This is a genomic window from Paraburkholderia sp. Ac-20347 (assembly GCF_017104805.1).
In the GTDB taxonomy this organism is placed as follows: domain Bacteria; phylum Pseudomonadota; class Gammaproteobacteria; order Burkholderiales; family Burkholderiaceae; genus Paraburkholderia; species Paraburkholderia tropica.
Genome location: NZ_JAAGPN010000083.1, coordinates 1 through 20,379, shown reverse-complemented (window position 1 = coordinate 20,379; position 20,379 = coordinate 1). Strand labels below are relative to the sequence as shown.

The 20,379-nt window shown below is 66.4% G+C and carries 19 protein-coding genes; 3 read left to right on the top strand and 16 right to left on the bottom strand.

Annotated elements, in window-relative coordinates:
* Nucleotides 1–4: 4 nt before the first annotated feature.
* The 14 genes from G3N97_RS17495 to G3N97_RS17430 form a co-directional block, all read right to left on the bottom strand.
* Complete coding sequence (locus G3N97_RS17495; RefSeq protein ID WP_205994386.1) at nucleotides 5–1,408, bottom strand: MFS transporter; 1,404 nt, start codon at nucleotides 1,406–1,408, stop codon at nucleotides 5–7.
* 50 nt (nucleotides 1,409–1,458) lie between these two features.
* Nucleotides 1,459–2,700, bottom strand: a complete 1,242-nt coding sequence (locus G3N97_RS17490) for an FAD-dependent oxidoreductase (protein ID WP_205994385.1) — start codon at nucleotides 2,698–2,700, stop codon at nucleotides 1,459–1,461.
* Entirely contained in the window at nucleotides 2,697–3,659 is a 963-nt protein-coding gene (locus G3N97_RS17485) for a VOC family protein (protein WP_205994384.1), read from the bottom strand. Before G3N97_RS17485 ends, G3N97_RS17490 begins: the two co-directional genes overlap by 4 nt.
* 23 nt (nucleotides 3,660–3,682) lie before the next feature.
* Nucleotides 3,683–5,176 (bottom strand): aldehyde dehydrogenase, encoded by a 1,494-nt coding sequence (locus G3N97_RS17480; RefSeq protein WP_205994383.1) that lies wholly within the window; start codon nucleotides 5,174–5,176, stop codon nucleotides 3,683–3,685.
* An 89-nt stretch (nucleotides 5,177–5,265) separates the two neighbouring features.
* Nucleotides 5,266–6,099 carry an aspartate dehydrogenase gene (locus G3N97_RS17475; RefSeq protein WP_065057809.1) on the bottom strand — a complete coding sequence of 278 codons (834 nt, stop codon included), beginning with the start codon at nucleotides 6,097–6,099 and terminating at the stop codon, nucleotides 5,266–5,268.
* Entirely contained in the window at nucleotides 6,092–7,750 is a 1,659-nt protein-coding gene (locus G3N97_RS17470) for a thiamine pyrophosphate-binding protein (protein WP_205994382.1), read from the bottom strand. The genes G3N97_RS17475 and G3N97_RS17470 overlap by 8 nt, the downstream gene beginning before the upstream one ends.
* A complete protein-coding gene (locus G3N97_RS17465; RefSeq protein ID WP_110326540.1) occupies nucleotides 7,743–8,561 on the bottom strand; it encodes an SDR family oxidoreductase in 819 nt (272 codons plus the stop codon). The genes G3N97_RS17470 and G3N97_RS17465 overlap by 8 nt, the downstream gene beginning before the upstream one ends.
* Nucleotides 8,558–9,442: an IclR family transcriptional regulator gene (locus tag G3N97_RS17460; RefSeq protein ID WP_065057806.1), complete on the bottom strand. Its 885-nt coding sequence runs from the start codon at nucleotides 9,440–9,442 to the stop codon at nucleotides 8,558–8,560. The genes G3N97_RS17465 and G3N97_RS17460 overlap by 4 nt, the downstream gene beginning before the upstream one ends.
* A gap of 14 nt (nucleotides 9,443–9,456) precedes the next feature.
* A complete protein-coding gene (locus G3N97_RS17455) occupies nucleotides 9,457–10,347 on the bottom strand; it encodes an alpha/beta fold hydrolase (protein ID WP_205994381.1) in 891 nt (296 codons plus the stop codon).
* A gap of 51 nt (nucleotides 10,348–10,398) precedes the next feature.
* Nucleotides 10,399–10,935 carry a cupin domain-containing protein gene (locus G3N97_RS17450; RefSeq protein ID WP_176081643.1) on the bottom strand — a complete coding sequence of 179 codons (537 nt, stop codon included), beginning with the start codon at nucleotides 10,933–10,935 and terminating at the stop codon, nucleotides 10,399–10,401.
* Nucleotides 10,936–10,993: 58 nt separating this feature from the next.
* A complete protein-coding gene (locus G3N97_RS17445; RefSeq protein WP_205994394.1) occupies nucleotides 10,994–11,761 on the bottom strand; it encodes an SDR family oxidoreductase in 768 nt (255 codons plus the stop codon).
* A gap of 25 nt (nucleotides 11,762–11,786) precedes the next feature.
* Entirely contained in the window at nucleotides 11,787–12,872 is a 1,086-nt protein-coding gene (locus tag G3N97_RS17440; RefSeq protein WP_205994380.1) for an aromatic ring-hydroxylating dioxygenase subunit alpha, read from the bottom strand.
* A 37-nt stretch (nucleotides 12,873–12,909) separates the two neighbouring features.
* Nucleotides 12,910–13,221: a recombinase-like helix-turn-helix domain-containing protein gene (locus tag G3N97_RS17435; RefSeq protein WP_205994379.1), complete on the bottom strand. Its 312-nt coding sequence runs from the start codon at nucleotides 13,219–13,221 to the stop codon at nucleotides 12,910–12,912.
* A gap of 1 nt (nucleotide 13,222) precedes the next feature.
* A complete protein-coding gene (locus G3N97_RS17430; RefSeq protein ID WP_065057802.1) occupies nucleotides 13,223–13,537 on the bottom strand; it encodes a non-heme iron oxygenase ferredoxin subunit in 315 nt (104 codons plus the stop codon).
* 451 nt (nucleotides 13,538–13,988) lie between these two features.
* On the opposite strand from G3N97_RS17430, the gene G3N97_RS17425 reads away from it, so the two are divergent.
* Nucleotides 13,989–15,062 carry a porin gene (locus G3N97_RS17425; RefSeq protein ID WP_205994378.1) on the top strand — a complete coding sequence of 358 codons (1,074 nt, stop codon included), beginning with the start codon at nucleotides 13,989–13,991 and terminating at the stop codon, nucleotides 15,060–15,062.
* A 69-nt stretch (nucleotides 15,063–15,131) separates the two neighbouring features.
* On the opposite strand, the gene G3N97_RS17420 is transcribed toward G3N97_RS17425, so the two are convergent.
* Together G3N97_RS17420 and G3N97_RS17415 are read right to left on the bottom strand one after the other, a co-directional pair.
* Nucleotides 15,132–16,124, bottom strand: a complete 993-nt coding sequence (locus G3N97_RS17420) for an IclR family transcriptional regulator (RefSeq protein ID WP_205994377.1) — start codon at nucleotides 16,122–16,124, stop codon at nucleotides 15,132–15,134.
* Nucleotides 16,125–16,342: 218 nt separating this feature from the next.
* On the bottom strand, nucleotides 16,343–17,896 hold the full coding sequence (locus G3N97_RS17415) for a methyl-accepting chemotaxis protein (RefSeq protein WP_205994376.1): 1,554 nt from the start codon (nucleotides 17,894–17,896) through the stop codon (nucleotides 16,343–16,345).
* A gap of 435 nt (nucleotides 17,897–18,331) precedes the next feature.
* Here G3N97_RS17415 and sbcD point away from each other — a divergent pair, with 435 nt between their 5' ends.
* Together sbcD and G3N97_RS17405 are read left to right on the top strand one after the other, a co-directional pair.
* Complete coding sequence (gene sbcD, locus G3N97_RS17410; RefSeq protein ID WP_205994375.1) at nucleotides 18,332–19,576, top strand: exonuclease subunit SbcD; 1,245 nt, start codon at nucleotides 18,332–18,334, stop codon at nucleotides 19,574–19,576.
* Nucleotides 19,573–20,379, top strand: an 807-nt coding sequence (locus tag G3N97_RS17405; RefSeq protein WP_205994374.1) for an AAA family ATPase, incomplete at its 3' end; no start/stop codon positions are given. The genes sbcD and G3N97_RS17405, both read left to right, overlap by 4 nt.

Below are 20,379 nucleotides of genomic sequence, written 5' to 3'. Positions count from 1 at the left end.
ATGCTTACGCCTCCAGTTGTTCGAGCACCTTGCCCTTGGTCTCGATGCCGAGGAAATGCACCGCGATCGCCGCGAGAAACGGCACGGCCGCGAGGATATAGAACGCCACGTCGAGATTGCCGCCGATCATCGTCTTCGACACGATGGTCGGCGCGAAGATCGCCGCGATCTTGAGCCACGCGCCGCCCACGCCGCAACCGAGCGCGCGGATGCTGGTGGGATACAGTTCCGGCGTGTACACGTAAGCCGTGATGAAGCCGCTCGCGAGCAGGCCGAGCGCCAGCGCGCAGAACGACGCCACCACGTACACCGACATCGCGTGGCAGATCCCGGCCAGCGCCAGCGAGATGCCGCACAGCACGAACGAGACGTTGATGATCGGCTTGCGGCCCACCTTGTCCACCAGCAGCGCGCAGGTGAGCGAACCCAGCACGCCGAGCACCGAAGCGGCCACCGCGAGATTGAGCGCCAGTTGCAGCGGTGCGTGGTAGACGGTGCGATAGATCGTCGGCAGCCACGTCGACAGACCATACTGAATGAAGCCGCAGGTCATCCACAGCATCGCCACCGCGATCGTGCGCTTGCGATACGCCGGACCGAACAGGTCCTTCACGCTGCGCTTCGGATGACGCTTCGCGAGTGCGTCGAATTCCGCCGCGTTCGTGACCGGTTCGAGCGGGCCCTTCACGGTGCGCTCGAAGGCGCTCACGGCCTGGTCGGCGTCATGCAGACGTTCGCGTTCGGCGAGCCAGCGCGGCGATTCCGGCACGAGCTTGCGCAGCACGAAGAACAGAATCAAGGGCATGCCGCCGATGAAGTACATCGCCTGCCAGCCGAAGCGCGGCACGATCCACGCGCCCAGCGCGTTCGACGCGAGCAGGCCGATCGGGAACACGATCTCGTAGAGGAGAACGAAGCGTCCACGGCCATGCGCGCGGCTGACCTCGTTGATATACGTCGCCGCCACGGGCAGTTCGCCGCCGAGCCCGAAGCCCTGAATCACGCGCAGCGCCGCGAAAACCGCGAAGCTCGGCGCAAAACCGCAGGCAATGCTGGTCACGCCGATGATGCCCGAACTCCAGGCAATCGCGCGCACGCGGCCGTGACGCTCCGCGAGCCACGGAAACAGGAACGCGCCGAACAGCTGCCCGACCGAACCCGAGGCGATCAGAAAGCCGATTTCCCACGGCGTGAGGTGCCACTTCTGGATCAGGATCGGCAGCGTCGTGGCGATGGCGATCACGTCGAAGCCGTCGAAGAACGTGGCGAGGCCGATCAGGATCCGCGCGCGCACCTGCATGGCGTTGGCCGGCATGCGTTCGAGCCGCGCGATGATCGAACCGCGCGTGATGGACTCGCCGACCGCGGTGCCGCCGCGATGGCCGAGTGTAGTGTCGAGGGTTCTCATGCCTGTGATCCCATCCCGTATGTGAGGTCGGTTGTGTAGTGGCGAGCGCGTCAGGCGAGAGCCTTGCTGGTGTCGACAAGCGCCGCGACGTCCACCGCGCGGCCCTGATTCATCCACTTGCGCGCGAGCTTGAGATCGCGCGCCGAATTGATCGCGATGACGCCGCGCAGATGGCCGTCTTCGACGAAGAACAGCGTCGCGCGTTTTTCCGCGAGATTGCCGCGCAGAACCGGCGCGACACCAGGCGGCAAATCGCCCAGAATCTGCAGGTTCACGTCGTACTGATCGGACCAGAACCACGGAATTTCCGCGTACGCTTCCTTCACGCCGAGCACGGCCTTGGCCGCCGCAATCGCCTGATTCTGCGCATTGGCCCACGACTCCAGACGCACGCGGCGCTTGAGCCACGCGTTCGGATGATTCGCGACGTCGCCGCACGCAAATACATCGGAATCCGAACTTTGTCCGAATTCATCGACGACGATACCGTCCTGCACCGCGATGCCCGCCGCTTCCGCGAGCGCCGTATGCGGTGCGAGGCCGATGCCGGCCACCGCGAAGTCGGCGTCGAGCGTGCTGCCGTCCGCGAAGGTCGCGCGCACGCCGCCGTCGGCGTTGTCGTCGAGTGAGACGAGCGCCGCGTTCAGGCGCACATCCACGCCGTTCGCGCGATGCAGTTCGAGCAGGAAGTCCGACACTTCATTGGGCAGCGAACGCGCGCACAGACGCGGCGCGCCTTCGATCACCGTCGCCGCCACGCCGAGCTTGCGCGCCGTCGCCGCGACTTCGAGGCCGATCCAGCCGCCGCCCACCACCAGCACGCGTTCGCTGCGGCGCAGGCGTTCGCCCAGCGCCATCGCTTCGTCGAGCGTGCGCAGATAGGTCACGTGCGCGCTCTTCGCCACGCTCGCGGGCAGCTTGCGCGCCGCGCCGCCCGTGGCGATCACGAGCTTGTCGTACTTCACCGTGCGGCCCGAGCGCGTCGTGACCGTATGCGCCGTGCGATCGATCGCGCTCGCGCAGTCCGGTTGCCACGCTTCGATGTCGAGCGCCGCGAATTCATCGGGCTTCGCGATGCGCACCGTTTCGATATCGGCCTCGCCCGCGAGCACCGCTTTCGACAGCGGCGGACGCTCGTAAGGCAGATGCGTTTCGTCGGCGATCATCACGAGACGGCCCGCAAAACCTTCCTTGCGCAGCGTCTTGACGACCCAGCCCGCGGCCTGGCCGCCGCCGATCACGACGACCGTGCGCGGCGCGGCGTGTGCGCCGGATTCGATGGCGTCGCTCATGACTTCCGCTCCGTCATGAACTTGCCCTTCGGCGCTTCGGCGTTCTTCTGGCGGCGCGTATTGCCGTCGAGACCGCCGTCGATGGCCCATTCGGCGAACACGGTCGGGCCCGGTTCGAAGTCACGCGGCTCCCAGTCGGGCGTCAGCACGTCTTCGTCGGCGTAATACTCGATCAGACCACCGGCCGGATTCTTGAAGTACCAGAAGTACGCCGACGACACCGGATGGCGGCCCGGGCCGAGTTGCGTGGTCCAGCCGCAGCGGCTGATATGCAGGCCGCCGCCGAACACTTCGTGAATGTCGCGCACCGTGAACGCCACGTGATTCAGGCCCTTCTTGCCGTCCGGCAGCGCGAGCAGGAACAGATCGTGGTGGCCGCCGTGCGGCGCGCAGCGCATGAACGCGCCGCGATTCGGGTAGCGGTCCGAGGTCTCGAAGCCGAGCAGCTCGTGATAGAACGCTTCCTGCTCGGCGAGGCAGTTCGTGAAGAACACCACGTGGCCGACTTCCACCGGCTCCGCGCGTTCGTAGACCGGCGACGGCGTATCCACGCGCAGCGTCTGGCCCCAGACGTTCGACGGCGAACCGGCGACGTCGAGTTCGCGCTTGCGCGTCACTTCCACGCGAATCGCCATGCCGGCCGGGTCGAAACACCCAACGCCGTTTTCATCGCTGTAAAAGCCGGGCTGGCCCTTGAGGCGTTCGCGCAGCGCGTCGAGTTCTTCGCGCGTCGCCACGCCCCACACCACTTCGCGCAGCGTCGGGCCTTCCTCGAAGGCGGCGGGCAGCGACGCGTCGTTCGCATCCACGGCCAGCACGGTACAGCCGTTGAGCGTTTCGAAGCGCGCGCGCGTTTCGTCGTGCGCGGTTTCCTTCAGGCCCCAGTCCGCGAAAAAGCGGCGGCAGGTGGCGAGATCCGTCACGCCGTAAGTAATCTGTTCGATGCCGAGAATCGTCATGTTCATTGCTCCGTTGCGCGCGCTCAGGCGTTGGCCCAAGGCAGCGGCGCGTCATTCAAGCCCCAGTAAAGGCTCTTTTGCTGCATGTATTCGCGAATGCCGAGCCGCCCTTTTTCGCGGCCCATGCCGCTTTCCTTCCAGCCCGAGAACGGCGTGGAAATCGAAAACAGCTTGTACGTATTGATCCAGACGGTGCCCGCCTCGATCTTGCGCGCCACGCGCCAGGCGCGTTTGTAGTCGCGCGTCCAGATGCCGGCGGCGAGACCGAACACGCTGTCGTTGGCTTCTTCGATGAGCGCCGCTTCGTCGTCGAAGGGCATCGCCACCAGCACCGGTCCGAAAATCTCTTCCTGGCAGATGCGCGCGCTATTGGTCAGACCTTCGAGAATCGTCGGCTGATAGAAGCAGCCCTGTTCGCGGCCGTCGCCGACCGGACGCTCGCCGCCGCACAGCAGGCGGCCGCCTTCCTCCAGCCCGATCGCCACGTAGCGTTCGACCGATTCGCGATGCTTCGGCGTGATCAGCGGACCCATCTGCGTCTTCTCGTTCGACGGATCGCCCACGCGCAATTCGCGTGCGGCCGCCACGAGGCGCTTCATGAACGTGTCGTAAATCGAGCGCTGCACGAACAGACGCGAACCCGCGATACACGCCTCGCCCGACGAACTGAAGATCCCGTATAGCACGCCATTAATCGCGTGATCGATGTCGGCATCCTCGAACACGATGGTCGGCGACTTGCCGCCCAGTTCGAGCGACACCGGCATGAGCTTGTCCGCCGCGATGCGCGCGATGCCGCGGCCCACTTCGGTGCCGCCCGTGAACGAGACCTTGCGCACGAGCGGATGGCGCACCAGCACGTCGCCGATCACCGAGCCCTTGCCCGGCAGCACGCTCAGAATGCCCTTCGGCACGCCGGCCTCCTCGCAGATGCGCGCGAGCGCGAGCGAGATCAGCGGCGTGACTTCGGCGGGCTTGAGCACCACGGCGTTGCCGCCTGCGAGCGCGGGCGCGAGCTTCTGCGCGTCGGAGGCGATCGGCGAATTCCACGGCGTGATCGCGGCGACCACGCCAATCGGTTCGTACACGCTCATCGTCAGATAGTCGCCGCGCGAAGGCGTGACTTCCTCGTCGAGCGTTTCGAGGCAGGCCGCGAAATAGCGGAACGTGTTCGCGGCGCTCGCCACCAGCACGCGCGTCTCGCCGATCGGCTTGCCGTTGTCGCGGCGCTGCAACTGCGCGAGCGCTTCGTGGCGCTGCATGATGAGGTCGGCGATGCGGTACAGCACGAGCGCGCGCAGATGCGGCTTCATGCCCGACCACGCGCCCTGCTTCCACGCGGCGTGCGCTTTTTCCACGGCTTCGGCGGCGTCTTCGGCGCTCGCCGTCGAGACCTCCATGTTGAGCGACTGGTCGGCCGGGTAAAGGCTCGCGAAGGGCGCGGCGCGGCCCTGGCGCCATTCGCCGCCGACGAAAATGTCGCCGTTGGGAACGAGGCTCGTATCGAAGGGAGTCATGTCAGAGGTCTCTTTGTTTCATTGCGGGCGATACCTGTGCATCTGCACATGTATCGCCTTCCATCACAGCTTGTGCGCGAGGCGCGTCATCAGATCACGCAACGCGCGGCACGGTTGCGCAGCGCGCGAATCGCGCTGTACGCCGTGAGCGCCGAGGTTTTCGGATTGTCGGGCAGCGGCTTGCCGCTCATTTCCAGCGACATCTCGCCGAACACGCCGCGCGCCACGATGCGATGCACGTTGCGCTCGACCGCCGGATCGGCGATCAGGCGCACCGTCGTGTGGTCGAGGCCGAGGCCCGCGAGCGCGATGGTCGCCGCCACGTTGGCGTTCTTCGGAAAGAGCCGCGCCGCTTCGCGCGCGCTGCCTTCGAAGATCACCTGCTCTTTCGTGAGCGTACGCAGATCGCAGACCTTTTCCGCCGGCGTGTCGAGCCAGCCGAGCGGCGGCTTGCGGCCCGTGTACAGCACCTCGTCGAGGCCGCCGAGCTTGGCCGCCGAGAGCGCGTCGATGCCGCCGATCGCGCCCGACAGCAGCGTGACCGTCGCGTCGCCTTCGTCCGCCGCGAGCGACAGACGTTCGAGCAGATCGACGTCGGACAGCGCGCCGATCGACGCCACCGCGCAATCGGTGCCGCTTTGCAGCAGCGGCACGACGTGATCGAGCAGCGCGGCGTGACCCGCGCATTCGAGCGCGAAATGCGGCTTGGTCGACAGACGGTCCACCGACGACACCACTTCCACCGCGCCGTCCACCTGGGCGCGCACGGCGTCGGCATGATGCTCGGGCACGATCACGTGCGAGACGTGCACGAGCGGATCGGCGGCGACCGCGCGATAGACGGTCTGACCGATCGCGCCGAAACCGATCATCGCGATGTCGATGGGCGCGTGAGCGGCGTGGCCGCCATGACCGTTAAGCATGTTGCGGCTCCTCCTTGCGCACCGGCGGGCCGGCGAACACGGCTTCGAAGCTGCCGACCGACTTCATGTCGACTTCGAGCAGCACGGGGCCGTCGAACGCGATGCCTTCGCGGATCACGTCGTCGGCGTTGTCGAGCGACGAGAGGCGGAAGTGCTTGAGGCCCAGGCTCGCGCAGAACTGCGAGAATTCCGGCTGGTGCAGATCGACGAACATGCGGCGGCCGCCGTACTGCGCGTCCTGAATGTTGCGGATCACGCCGTAGCACTGGTCGTTCATCAGCACGATCATGACGTTGGCCTTTTCCTGCACGGCCGTCGCGAGTTCGCCGACGTTCACCATCAGGCCGCCGTCGCCGACGAGGCAGACCGTCTTCGCGGCCGCATTCGCGAGCGCCGCGCCGATCGCCATCTGCATGCCCTGGCCGATGCCGCCGCCCAGCGCATGCACGCCCGCGCGCGGCGTGAAGATCTTCAGCAGGCGGTTGCCCCACGTGCTGTTCGAGATCGTGACGTCGCGCACCCAGTTGTAGTCTCGGCCCACGGCGCGTTGCAGCGCTTCCACGAGGCGGCGATACGGGCCGAGACCCTTGGCCGTTTCGCTCACGGCCGTTTCGCGCGCGGCCGCGAGATCGGCGGCGAATTGCGGATCGACCTTGAGCTTGCCTTCGAGGCGCGTGGCGAGTGCGTCGAGCACGCGCGCGGCGTCGCCGTGCACGAAGAGTTCGTTGCGATAGCCGCGGTTATCGGCGAGCGCGTCGGCGTCGATACGATAGAGCGGCTGCGGCAGACCGAGCTTGTACTTGAGCGTTTCGTTGCCGCGCAGACGCGAGCCAACCACCAGCATCGCATCGCAGGTCTTGTAGAAGCGCTCGACGGAGCCGCTCACGTTGAACGCGCCGAGCGTCGCCGGATGATCTTCGGGCAGCACGCCACGGCCCTGCACGCTCGTCACCACGCCGAAGCCCAGCGCCACCAGACGTTCGACCGCGCCGCGCGCGTGGCGCGTGCCGCCGCCGAGCCACAGCAGCGGACGCTTCGCCTTCGTGAGCGCGTTCGCGAGTTGTTCGACGCGCGCTTCGTCGTGCGTGAGCGTCGTGAGATGCGGCGCGGCCAGATCGGCGGGCCACTCGGTCAGCGCGGCCTGAATGTCGATGGGGATCTCGACGCTGACCGGACCGCTCGGCGCGGTCTGCGCGACGCGCACGGCTTCGCGGATCGTCGGCAGCGCGGTTTCGACCGAACGCACGCGGAACGCGGCCTTCGAGATCGACGAGAGCATCGACAGTTGATCGGGCGCTTCGTGGATGTACGCGAGGTCCTGATCGAGATATTCGGTTTCGATCTGGCCGGTGATGTGCAGCAGCGCCGTGCCTGCCGTGAGGGCTTCGACCATCGCGCCCGCTGCGTTGCCCGCCGCCGTGCCCGTGCTCGTGAACGCCACGCCGAGGCCGCCCGAGACGCGCGCGAGGCCGTCGGCCATGTTGACCGCACCCGCTTCGCCGCGCGCGCCCACATAGCGGATGTTGCCGCGCACGCCGATGGCGTCGAGGATCGGCATGTTGTGAATCGAAATCACGCCGAACGCGGTTTGAACGCCGCATTGTTCGAGGAAGGCGGCGATCAGTTCGCCGACGGTGGTTTTATTAGACATGACGTGCTACGCCTCCAGATACATCGATATGACTGCCCGTCGTATAGGACGACAGGGACGTGGCCAGATAAAACAGGGCTTGCGCGGCTTCTTCGGGCAAACCGAAGCGGCCGAGCGGAATGTGCTTCTTGCGGGCGAGTTCGCCGGTCCAGTCCTGCCAGCTTTGACCGGCGGCCTGCGCGGCGGCGTCGTTGTCATAGCGGCGGCGCCACTGGCCCGACTCGACGATGCCGATCAGGATCGAGTTCACGCGGATGTGCTCGGGCGCGAGTTCGACCGCGAGCGACTTGATGAGGCTGAGCACGCCCGCGCGCGCCGACGACGTCGCGACCATATGTGGCTCGGGCTGCAGCGCGAGCAGCGAGTTCACGCAGACGATCGACGCGTTTTGCCCTTGTTTTGCGGTGCTTTTCAGCATCGGCAAGAATGCGCGCGTGGGGCGGATGATGCTGAAATACTTGAGGTCCAGCTCTTCGCGCCACGCTTCGTCGGTGGTGTCGGCGAAGGTGGAAACGCGGCCCTGGCCCGCGTTGTTCACAAGCATGTCGGCGCGGCCGAAGCGCTGTTCGACGGCGCTCGCGAAAGCGGCCACATCGGTTGCGTCGAGCACGTCGCAACGCGCGGCCAGCAGTTGCGCCTGCGGATGACGCTCGCGCAGTTCGCGTTCGGCGCGTGCGAGGCGGTCGCTGTCACGGCCGCAGATCGCGACCGAGGCGCCCGCCTGCAAAAAGAGTTCGGCGGTGGCGAGGCCGATGCCGGACGAACCGCCCGTGACCACCGCGACCTGGCCGCGCAAATCGAGTTGAATCATTTGATCCCCAGTGCCTTCATGTACGACGTTTTCTTGCTGCCCGCGGCCTGCGAAGATTGACCGCGGTAATTGAGGCGCTTCGACAGTTCATCGGCTGCGTGACGCACCTTGTCGATCAGGCCGCCGTCGAGCAGCGAGGTGTCGATGCCCGGACGCGGAATGGTGGTCGTCACCACGGCGGCGATGCGGCCCGTGTCGTTGCGCACGGGCGCCGACACCACCGAAATGCCGCGCTCGAACGACGATTCGCTCACGGCATAGCCGCGCTCGGCGTCTTCGCGAATGCGCGCGAAGAGTTCTTCGACCGTGTCCGGCGTCGAGGGCGTGAAGCGTTCGAGCGCCGGCTCCGGATAGAGCGCGCGCAGTTCGTCGAGCGTGAGATCGCCCATCAGCACCTGGCCGTGCGTGGTGGCGTGCGCGGGCAGACGCGTGCCCACGTTCACCTTCACCGAGCTGAAGATCGGCGCGTGGCTTTGCGCCTTCGCGACGAACACGATGTCGCGTCCGTCGCGAATCACGATGTGCGTCGTGAGGCCGGTGGCGTCGCGCAGCGCTTCGATCAGCGGCAGGCCGAGGTCGGTCAGTTCGAGCGAGCTCAGATATTCGAAGCCGAGGCGCAGCACGGCCACGCCGAGGCGGTAATTGCGGTCGCGGTCGGCGCGTTCGAGAAAGCCGAGCGATTCGAGCGTCTGCAACAGACGGAACACGGTCGTGCGCGGAATGCCGAGGCGGCGCGACAGTTCGGGCGCATCGAGCACCGGCTCGCGCGGCGAGAATTCGGTGAGAATGCGCAGCCCCCGTTCCAGCCCCGGCACGCGATAGCTGGTGTCGTTGCGGTCTTCGTCGGCGTCGGGGGACGCGCTGGCGAGGTCGGGTGTCATTCTTTAAGGGTTCCTTAATGTGCGCGGCAAAAGGCGTCGAGCAGTGCGCTATATGCAGCCGGTTGCTCGATGTAGCCCGCGTGGCCCGCGTGCGGCACGATCTGAAACGGCGCCTGCGCGACTTGCGCGAGACGTTCGCAAGCTTGCGGCGGCGTGATGGTGTCGTCGGCGCCGACGGCCACGGCCATCGGCACGCGGTTCACGCAGCGCGCAAGGTCGGCGGCGAGGTCGGCGTTCGCGAGCAGATGCGTGGCCTGCGCGTAACCGTGCGGAATCACGCGCGCCATGTTCCAGCGCACCCACACGCGCGACGCGTCGTCTGCATGCGCGGACAGCATGTTGGCGCTGCGCTTTTCGGCGAGACCTTGCGGACCGAGTTCGGCGAGCATGGCCAGACGCGCGTCGCGCTTGTCGGCGCGCACTTGCGGGTCCGCCGCGCCATAACCGGCCGCAGGAGAAATCAGCAGCAGACCGCTCACGCGCTGCGGATGCGCGGCCGTGAATGCGCCGGCGATGATCGCGCCGAGCGAATGGCCGACCAGCACGCAGCGTTGAATATCGAGCGCGTCGAGCCAGTCCGCCAGCACGCGCGCGTAATCGGCGGCGAGCGGCGAAGCGCTCGCGACCGGCGTGGACGCGCCATAACCGGGCGCGTCCCAGGCGATCACGCGACGGCTCGCGCCGAGCGTTTCCATCTGCTGCACCCACGAAGCCGCGCCCGAACCGATGCCATGCAGCAGGACGAGCGGCAGCGCCTCGTTGCCGTCTTCATTGCCCGGCGCTTTGCGATAGCTCACGACGGCCTCGCCCGCTTGCACGTGGCGCGGCGCAAAGCGCGCGAGCCGCGTATCGAGCGTGTCAAGCGTGGCGGCTGATGAGGCGTCGGAGAGCATCGCGTCGTTCATGGCTTCGGTGTTCGTGTGCAACTTCGTCGGGTGTTCAGATGAATGACGGTCTTACTTCTGTTCGCGCTTGATCTTCGCGAGCGGCGAATCGGGCGGATACGTCGGCGTGATCGGCTTGGACGAACCGAGCATCACGCACATCAGCGCGTCTTCTTCGCCGATGTTGATTTCCGTGCGATACACGCCCGGCGGCACCGAGATCAGATCGCGCTCGCCGAGCACGGCTTCCCACGTTTCGCCGTCCTTCTCGCAGATCACTTTCATCTTGCCGCGCAGCACGAAGAAGATTTCTTCGACGTCGATATGGATGTGGCTCGGGCCGATGTTGCCGGCCGGAATCACCATCGTCGAGAACGTGAAGCCGCCCGACGGCACGGTGTTGCTGTCCTTCGCCACGCCGGTGCCGCCCGTGCCCACGTAGCGCATTTGCGCGCGGCGGTACTTCGGGTCGTAGTCGGCCTGGAACTTCAGTGCGTCCCAGTCGTAGCGGCGCGTTTCATAGCGCGCGACGCGGCTGTTCATCCAGTCTTCAAAGCTCGCTTCGGCGGGACGGTCCCACGACTTGCGTTCGAGATCGGCATCGGCCATCGTTTTCTCCTTGGGTTCTTTCAAACGTTCTCGCGAACGGATAGTCCATTCGTCGACATCAATTCATCACGAAGCCGCCGTTCACGGGCAGCAATTGCCCGGTCACGAAGCGCGCGGCGTCGGTCAGCAGAAACAGCACGGGGCCGGTCACGTCCTCGGGCACCTGGGCGCGTTGCAGCGCGCGGCCGTCGAGGTAGAACGCGTGGCGCTCGGGCGGCACGTAAGCGGTGGCTTCCACTTCCGTGAGCCCCGGCGCGATGGCGTTGACGGTGATGCCCTGCGCGCCGAACTCGCGCGCGAGCGAATGCGTCATCGCGATCACGGCGCCCTTGCTGGCCACATAGGCGAGCAGTTTGGGCGCGCCCCACAGCGCGGTGTCCGAGGCGATGTTGACGATCGCGCCACGGCCCGAATCGGCCAGGAAAGGCTGCGCCGCCGTGCACATGAGCCAGGTGCCGCGCACGTTCACGTCCATCACGGCGTCCCACGTCGGCACGCTGATCTCATGCGCGAACTTGCCGCCCGAGTTGGTGATGGCCGCGTTGTTGATGAGCGCGTCGATGCCGCCCATGCGTTGCGCCGCGTGTTCGACAAAGGCCGCGATGCTGTCGGGCTGCGCGAGATCGAGCGCCGCGAACGCCACGTCGTGACCTTGCGCCGCGAGCGATTGCGCGAGCGCCTCGCCCGCTTCGTGCAGCACGTCGCCGAACACGACGCGCGCACCGGCTGCCGCGAGCGTCGTGACGAAGTCGGCGCCAAGTCCGCGCGCGCCGCCCGTGACGATCACGCGACGGCCTGCGAGCGCGCCTTGCATCGCGCCTTGCACCGCGCCTTGTGCCGATGCAGCGGACTCACGCATGGCTGTGGCTCTCGGCTTGCGCTTGCGCGCCTTGCTGCGCGCGGAACGCGTCGAGATCGGCGAAATGCTGTTGCGCGCGCTGACGCAGCATGCGGCGCACGCGCGTCATGCCGACGTCGTGCTGATAGAGGAATTCCTGATCGCGTGCATTCGGCGCCATGCTTTCGAGCACGTAACGGTCTTGCTCGAGCACGGCCCAATGCAGACCTTCGAGGCGGTTGCGGTACATGAAGCGCCATGCGTCGCGCTGCCAGCCCTGCACCTTGCGCGTGCGCCAGAAGTAGACCTGGCAGTTGTCCGCGTCGACGGGCACCGCGAAGCCGATGATGCCGAAGTTGCCGCCGGGGCCGAACTTCTTCTTGTACGGAATTTCCAGACGCATCCACAGGCAGCCGGTTTCGCCGAGTTCGACCCAGTCAAAGTTGACGTCGCGCTGGCCGACCTTTTCGAACACGAGGCCCGAGTCGGTTTTACGCACGCGCATGTCGGCCTGCTTGTCGCCTTCGGCCATCGAGTGCGACGTCGCGTGCAGATACGCGCCGTGCATCGGGTCCATGACGTTGTCGATCGCGTACTGGTAATTGCACTTCCAGTTCGACATGCACAGGAAGCTCGCGTACTCCTCGCCCACGAGTTCTTCCGGCAGTTGCAGCGGCGCGGGTTCCTTGTGCGCTTCATCGCCGAACCACAGGAACACCGCGCCCGCATGCTCTTGCGCGGGATACGACTTCACGCACTTCTGGCCTTCGAGCGGGCACGCCGACACGGCCGGCACGCTCTGCACGGTGCCGCTGCCGTCGACTTCGATGCCGTGATACCAGCACGCCACGCGATTGCCCAGATTCCAGCCGAGCGAGAGACGCGCGCCGCGGTGCGGGCAGCGGTCTTCGAGCGCGTGGACCTGGCCGTCCTGATCGCGCCACAGCACGATCTGTTCGCCAAGGCGCGTGATGCCGATGGGCGCGCTGCCGACTTGCCAGCTCGGCGCGACGGGATACCAGTAGTTCTTGATGCCGCGGTCGAGATAGGCGCGGATCGGGTCGGCGCTCGCCGGGGTGTCTGTCGTGGGGGACGTCATGATGAAGACTCCGTATTCTTGTTGGCCCGACGCGCGCTTATTCGGCGAGCAGACGGAATTCGGCGGCGAGGCGCTCCGCGTTCCAGGCCGCGCCTTCCGGCGTGCGCAAGCCGATGCGGTTCAAACCGGCGACCACGTCGTCGAGTTCGGTCGCGCCCGCTTCGAACACTTGTTCGAGCGCGTCGCCGAAGTCGTTTTCGTATTGCGTCGGCTCGGCCTTGCGGTTTTGCCAGATCATGTTTTCGCTCTGGCCCGGCTGCTCGATCACGCCTTTACCGGCGACGTTGTTGGGTTGCGGCGCCACCCACGGCTTGAGCATCGGATTGAAATTCACAGGGACTTCACGCATGTCATTCCACCTTGATCTGGATTTCTTCACCGGCGAGACGCACGGCGTATTGCTTCAGCGCGCGGCCGCCCGGGCCTTTGATGCACTCGCCGCTCTTGATGTCGAACACCGCTTCGTGCAGCGGACATTCCACCGTGCCTTCGTCGACGAAACCTTGCGTCAGCAGCGCGTACGCGTGCGGGCAGACGTTCTCGAGCGCGTAGACCTCGTCGCCCACCTTGTAGATGCCGATTTCGGTGCCGTCGAGCTTGTACTCGATCGGCGCGTCTTCGGTCAGATCGCCGGCATGCCCGGCACAGCGCCATTGTTCAGCCATTTCTCACCTTTCCTGAAGCAACCGTGTTCCATAAGCGGAACAGTAGTTTATGTATGGTCATTATAGGAGTCTGGCGCGGAGGACAAAATAAAAATCCGGCGCTCCTGGGGAAAACACCGAGCGTCTCTTCAAAAGATCGGCAACGCGCTCGTCGAGGACGCCGAAGTAGTTGCCAAAACGCTTACGGTCCAAGTGCTTAGGACTCGATGACCGGTTTGTCCACGCTTGCCCACCCAGGGGAATCACTCTCCCGAAAAAGTATTTTGGCGTCTCGTGCAAGTCTCTATACTTTCCATAGGCAGCACGTTTGTCCATAGGTGAAACATACGACGGACAAAAAAGAAAAGCAAAGCCGCCATCGCATCGAGGGGTTGGGTCTAGCGGTTCCGGACAGGCTTTCATGGCCATTTCGCCGGAACCGGTCATTCGTCATACGATCAGGAGTCCAAAGTTGAAGCACTTCATTGCCGCGGGGTTGACGGGTCTGTGCGCCGTCTCGTCTGCATGGGCGCAAAGCAGCGTCACGCTATACGGCAGCCTGGATGCCGGTGTGGCCTACGTCAGCAACGTGGGCGGACATTCGAAGTGGATGGAGGAACAGGGCAACATGCAGCCCGACCGTTGGGGCCTGCGCGGCCAGGAAGATCTGGGCGACGGCCTGAAGGCGATCTTCCAGCTTGAAAACGGCTTCTATACGAACACGGGCGCGATGGCGAAGGCCAACACGCTGTTCAACCGTCAGGCGTACGTGGGCCTGAATTCGGATCGCTTCGGCACGCTCACGCTCGGCAATCAGACGCCGTTCTCGTTCGACGTGCTCGATCCGTTCAGCACCGCCTATCTCGCGGCGAGCTGGTACGCGTTCCATCCGGGCAATATCGATCAGCTCGCGGATACCGGCGTCGTGCCGTACAACAATTCGGTGAAATACCGCTCGCCGAACTGGTATGGCTTCACGGCGGGCGCGATGTTCGGCTTCGGCAACACCACGAACTTTTCGACCGGCCGCACGATGGGCTTTTCGATCAGTTATGCGAACGGTCCGTTCAAGGCCGGCGCGACGTGGTCGAACGAGCATGACCGTTCGGTGTCGATGTCGACCACGGGCATCACCACGTTCCAGGGCCAGGCCGCCGCGAGCTATATCGCCGACAAGGTCGAGAACATGGGGATCGGCGCGTCGTATTCGTTCGGCAAGGTGCTCGTGCACGGCCTGTATACGCGCACGAAGCTGCAATCGAACGGCTATTCCGACACGTTCCAGAGCTACGACGCGGGCGCGAACTATCAGCTCACGAATGCGAACTCGATCGTCGGCGGCGCGGCCACCACGACGCTCTCGGGCCGCCGCTGGACGCAGTTGATGATCGGCGACGTCTATGCGCTGTCGAAGAGCACGCAGGTCTACGTGAACGCGCTCTACGAGCACGCGAATTCCGAGGCGCAAGCGGCGTTCTTCACGGCGGGCGTGTCGAGCGGACGCAATCAGACGATCGTGCTCACGGGCATCCATCACTCGTTCTGATCGCACAGCAACAAAAAAGCGCGCCGCGTAATGCGGCGCGCTTTTTTTATTCAGGCTGGCGAAGCGGACTCAGCTCGCGTGCACGCTGCCGCCATGCGCGGCCTGCGCCGCCGTGGGATCGCCGGGCAACGGCCGGTAATTCAGACGCGCCGACAAATCCAGCGCCGCCGCGCACACCGCCGTGACGAGCGGCGCGCGTTCGGCTTCGCTGCCGATATCGGAGCGCGGCACCGTGGCCGTGAGCGCCGCGACGATGCGGCCCGACTGGTCGCGCACGGGCGCGCTCACCACCGAAATCCCCGTTTCGAACGACGCCTCGCTGAGCGCATAACCCTGCTCCGCGAATTCGCGCACGCGCGCGTAGAGGTCGGCGACCGTGGCAGGCGTGCGGTCCGTATAGCGTTCGAGTTGCTTCTCGGGATAGAGCGCGCGCAGTTCCGTGAGCGAGAGATCGCCCATCAGCACCTGGCCGTGCACCGTGGCGTGCGCGGGCAGACGCGTGCCCACATGCACCTTCACCGAGCTGAACATCGGCTCGCGCGTTTGCGCCTTGGCGACGAACACCACGTCGCGCCCGTCGCGGATCAGCAGATGCGTGCTCAGGCCGGTCGCGTCGCGCAGACGTTCGAGCACCGGCGTGCCGAAATCGGTCAGTTCGAGCGAGCTCAGATACTCGAAGCCGAGCCGCAGGACCGCCACGCTCAGGCGATATTGACGGTCGCCGTTCGCGCGTTCGATGAAGCCGAGCGCTTCGAGCGTCTGCAGCAGACGAAACGTCGTGGTGCGCGGAATGCCGATGCGACGCGACAACTCGGGCGCGCCCAGCACGGGTTCGCGCGCGGAAAATTCGGTGAGGATGCGCAGGCCGCGTTCGAGGCCCGGCACGAGATAGGTCGAGGCGCCCGCGCCTTCGTCTTCGGCGGGGCCGGCTGCGTCAGCGGCGTTGGCGAGATCGCCGGGTTCTTCGCTCTGCGCGGCGTCGCGGGTCTCCTCGGGCGGCGCGGCGCGCTTGCCCGGCGCCGGGCTGCGTCGTGCGGCGCCTGTCGTGTTCTTGGTGGCCATGGGCGGCTGGAATCTGCTGAAGTCGGTCGATAAGTGGAGGCAATGATAACGCGAAGCGCCGTCCGGACTTAAAGATCGCGGGTCGGGGCGACATGCCGCCGCCCCGCTCGACCGCCCGCTTCCGCCCGGTTCCGCCCGCTTCGTCTCCCGGTCAGGGACAAAGCGCGCGCTGACCGCGGCCGCCAGAAGCCAGGCCCGCTACGCAGCTACGTCGCGCCTCAGGTGCGAAACACCGCCACCGCCGTGGCGAGCCGCCGCGCCTGATCCTCCAGCGAGGCCGCCGCCGCAGCCGCCTGCTCGACGAGCGCGGCATTCTGCTGCGTGACCTGATCCATCTGCGCGACCGCGAGATTCACCTGATCGATGCCGGTGCTCTGCTCGGTCGCCGCCGACGCAATCTCGCCCATGATCGCGCTCACGCGTCCGATCGCGCCGACGATCTCCTCCATCGTCGTGCCCGAGCGCTCGACCAGCGTCGCGCCGGTTTCCACGCGCGCCGTCGAGGCGTCGATCAGCGACTTGATCTCCTTGGCCGCGCCCGCGCTGCGCTGCGCGAGCGAGCGCACCTCACCCGCCACGACCGCGAAGCCGCGCCCTTCCTCGCCCGCGCGCGCCGCTTCGACCGCCGCGTTGAGCGCCAGAATGTTGGTCTGGAACGCGATGCCCTCGATCACGCCGACGATGTCCGCAATGCGCCGCGAGTCGTCGACGATGTTCTGCATCGTGCCCACCACCTCGCGCGCGAGTTCGCCGCCGCGCGCCGCCAGTCCGGACGCGCCGTGCGCGAGCGAACTCGCCTCCTGCGCGTTGCCCGCCGTCTGCTTGACCGTCGACGTCAATTGTTCGATGCTCGCCGCCGTTTCTTCGAGCGAGGCGGCCTGCTCCTCCGTGCGTTGCGACAGATCGGTGTTGCCCGCGGCGATTTCGCTCACGCCCGTATCGATCGATTCCGCGCCCGCGCGCACCGTGCTCACCATCGTCACGAGCGCCGCCTGCATGCGTTGCAGGGCGGCCGACAGCTTGCCCATCTCGTTGCGGCTCGCCACGGACACCGCCGCGCTCAGGTCGCCCGCCGCGATGCGCTCGAACTGCGCGACGGCGGCGTCCACCGGATGCACGATCGCGCGCATCAGCGCCGCGCGGCCGAGCCACGCGCACAGCAGCGCGAACACCATGCCGACGGCCACCGCGACGCTCACCGCCTTGAAGCGCGTCTGCGCATCGCGGTAGCGCTGCGCGCCGTGGTCGATCTGACGCTGTTCGAGCGCCAGCATCGCCTTTTCGAAACCGTTGTAGAGCGCGGGCAGCTTGTGCGCCTGCAATTCCTGGAAGCCGTTGCGGTCGCCGCTCTTGAGCGCCGCGAGCGCCGGATCGACGCCCGCGTGCAGGAAATTGTTGCGCTTGTCCTGCATCACGGCGATCAGGCGGCGGTCCTCGTCGTCGTTGCTGGCGACCGAGAGATAGTGATCGAGCCGATCGTTGGAGATCTTGAGGTAGGTGTCGAAGCGCTTGAGGACGGCGTCGGCGCCGGTCTGGTCGCCGAGATCGGCGAGCGACGCATAGGTGGCGAGCGCGAGCCGCAGCCGCAAGAGCTGGCCGGCGCTGCCTTCGAGGTCGGCCACGGCGGGGGTGTCCACCGTGTACATGTCCTGCATCGCGTCGTTGCCCGCGCGCATCGACAGTAGCCCGGCCGCGGCGCCGATCACCAGCACCACGCCGAAAAACGCCACCATCAGGGTCAAACTCGCGCGTATCGAAAGCTTGTTGAGCATTCTGGTCTCCTGGAACGCGGCGCGAAAGCGCGATGCGCAGCGTTCCCTCTGTTCAGCCGCCGCCGGAAATTGACGTCGGACGTATCGTCCGCCCTGTCGCGAAGCGTGCGCGGGCGGCTCTATTCGGGTTGGTGTAGTCTCGATGCGGCTTTTTTGGGCTTCAAAGCGGGTCAACGGCAGGGCGACGCAAAAACTTTAGGCATGTGCTTAATGCATCGCGGCGCGCGGCTTGACGTGAAGCATGGCGCGATGTCGAACGCACGCCAGCCTTGCGCGAACCTTTCGCCGACGTTACACCGCTCCCGGCGCGCGCCGCCCCTGCTCTACAATCGTCCACTTGCGCCCGCCGCCTCGTCATCCGCGCGGCCACGGCTGCCTTCGAACCAAACTCGCGACGTCCGCGACATCCGCGAACGTCGCCACCATCACGCCCCCATGCGCCTCCTCCACACCTCAGACTGGCATCTGGGCCAGAACTTCATGGGCAAGAGCCGCCAGGCCGAGCACCAGCAGCTCATCGACTGGCTCATTGCACAGGTCGACGCCCATGCGGTCGACGCCGTCCTGATCGCCGGCGATATCTTCGATACCGGCACGCCGCCGAGCTACGCGCGCGAGCTGTACAGCCAGCTCGTCGTGCGCCTGCACGCCGCGGGCGTGACGCTGCTCCTGCTCGGCGGCAATCACGATTCCGTCGCGACGCTGCGCGAAAGCAGCGCGCTGCTCGAGCGCCTGTCCGCCCAGGTCGTGCCGCACGCCGACGCCGCGCCCAACCAGGTTCGCGTGCTGCCGCTGCGCGGCAAGCCGGACGAAGCGGGCTGCGTGGTCTGCGCGATTCCGTTCATCCGCGCGCGCGACGTGATGCAAGGCGAAACCGGCCAGAGCGCCGAACAGAAGCAGCAGTCGCTGCAACAGGCGATTCAGGCCTACTACCAGGCCGTGTTCGCCGCCGCCGAGACGCGCCGCGCGCAACTGTCCGCCGAACTCGGCCGCCCGGTCCCGCTGATCGCCACCGGCCATCTGACGACCGTGGGCGCGAGTGCGAGCGAATCGGTGCGCGAGATCTACGTGGGCGCGCTCGACGCGTTCCCCACCAGCGCGTTTCCGCCGGCCGACTACATCGCGCTCGGGCATATTCATCGTCCGCAGAAAGTGGGCGGTCTGGAGCACATCCGCTATAGCGGCTCGCCGATCGCGCTGAGCTTCGACGAAGCCACGCAGCGCAAGGAAATGCTGCTCGTCGATGTCGGCGCGAACGGCCTGGAAGCCGTCACGCCGCTCGCCGTGCCCGCGTTCCAGACGCTCGCCGCGCTGCGCGGCAATCTGAAGACGCTGCCCGCCGCCTTCGCCGAGATCGCGCGCGACGCCACGCCCGAGCGCCCCGCGTGGCTCGAAGTGACCGTCGCCGAGGACGACTATCTCGCCGACCTGCCCGCGCGCATCCAGGCGATGACCGAGGATCTGCCGCTCGACGTGCTGCGCATTCGCCGCGAGCGCGGCAACGCCGCCGCGCAACTCTCAGCCGACTCGGGCGTGACGCTCGACGAACTCGATCCGCTCGACGTGTTCGCGCGCCGCCTCGCGCACGAAACGCTCGACGACGACGTGCGCGGCGCACTCACCGACCGCTACAAAAACGTACTCGCCGCCATGCAGGCCACGCCGGAGGACGACGCATGAAAATCCGCAGCCTGCGCCTCAAGAATCTCAACTCGCTGAAGGGCGAGTGGCGCATCGACTTCACGCAGCCGCCGTTTTCGGAGAACGGCCTGTTCGCGATCACCGGCCCGACCGGCGCGGGAAAATCGACGCTGCTCGACGCAATCTGCCTCGCGCTCTATCACGAGACGCCGCGTCTCAAGACCGTGTCGGCGTCGGCGAACGACATCATGACGCGTCATACCGCCGACTGTCTCGCGGAAGTCGTGTTCGAAGTGAAGGGCGCGGTCTATCGCGCGTTCTGGAGCCAGCGCCGTTCGCGCGACAAGGTCGACGGCGCGTTGCAGCAGCCGCGCGTCGAACTCGCCACGGTCGAACACGACGACGGCAGCGGCACGATCATCACGCAGCACATCAACGAGAAATTGCGGCGCGTCGAGGAGATCACGCGGCTCGATTTCCCGCGCTTCACGCGCTCGATGCTGCTCGCGCAAGGCGGCTTCGCGGCCTTCCTGAACGCGAGCGCGAACGACCGCGCCGAACTGCTCGAAGAACTCACGGGCACGGAAATCTACGGCGAAATCTCGCGTCAGGTCTACGAGCGCGCGGGCGCGGCGCGCGATGCGCTCAAGCAGTTGCGCGCCCGCGCGGACGGCATGGAATTGCTGACGCCCGAGCAGCGCACGGCGATGGAGCAGGACATCGCCGCGCTCGCCGACCAGTCGAACGCGCTCGCCACGCGCACGAAAACGCTGCACGCGCAGCGCCAATGGCGGCGCGATCTGAGCCACGCGCAAGCCGACGCGCAAACGGCGCACACGCGG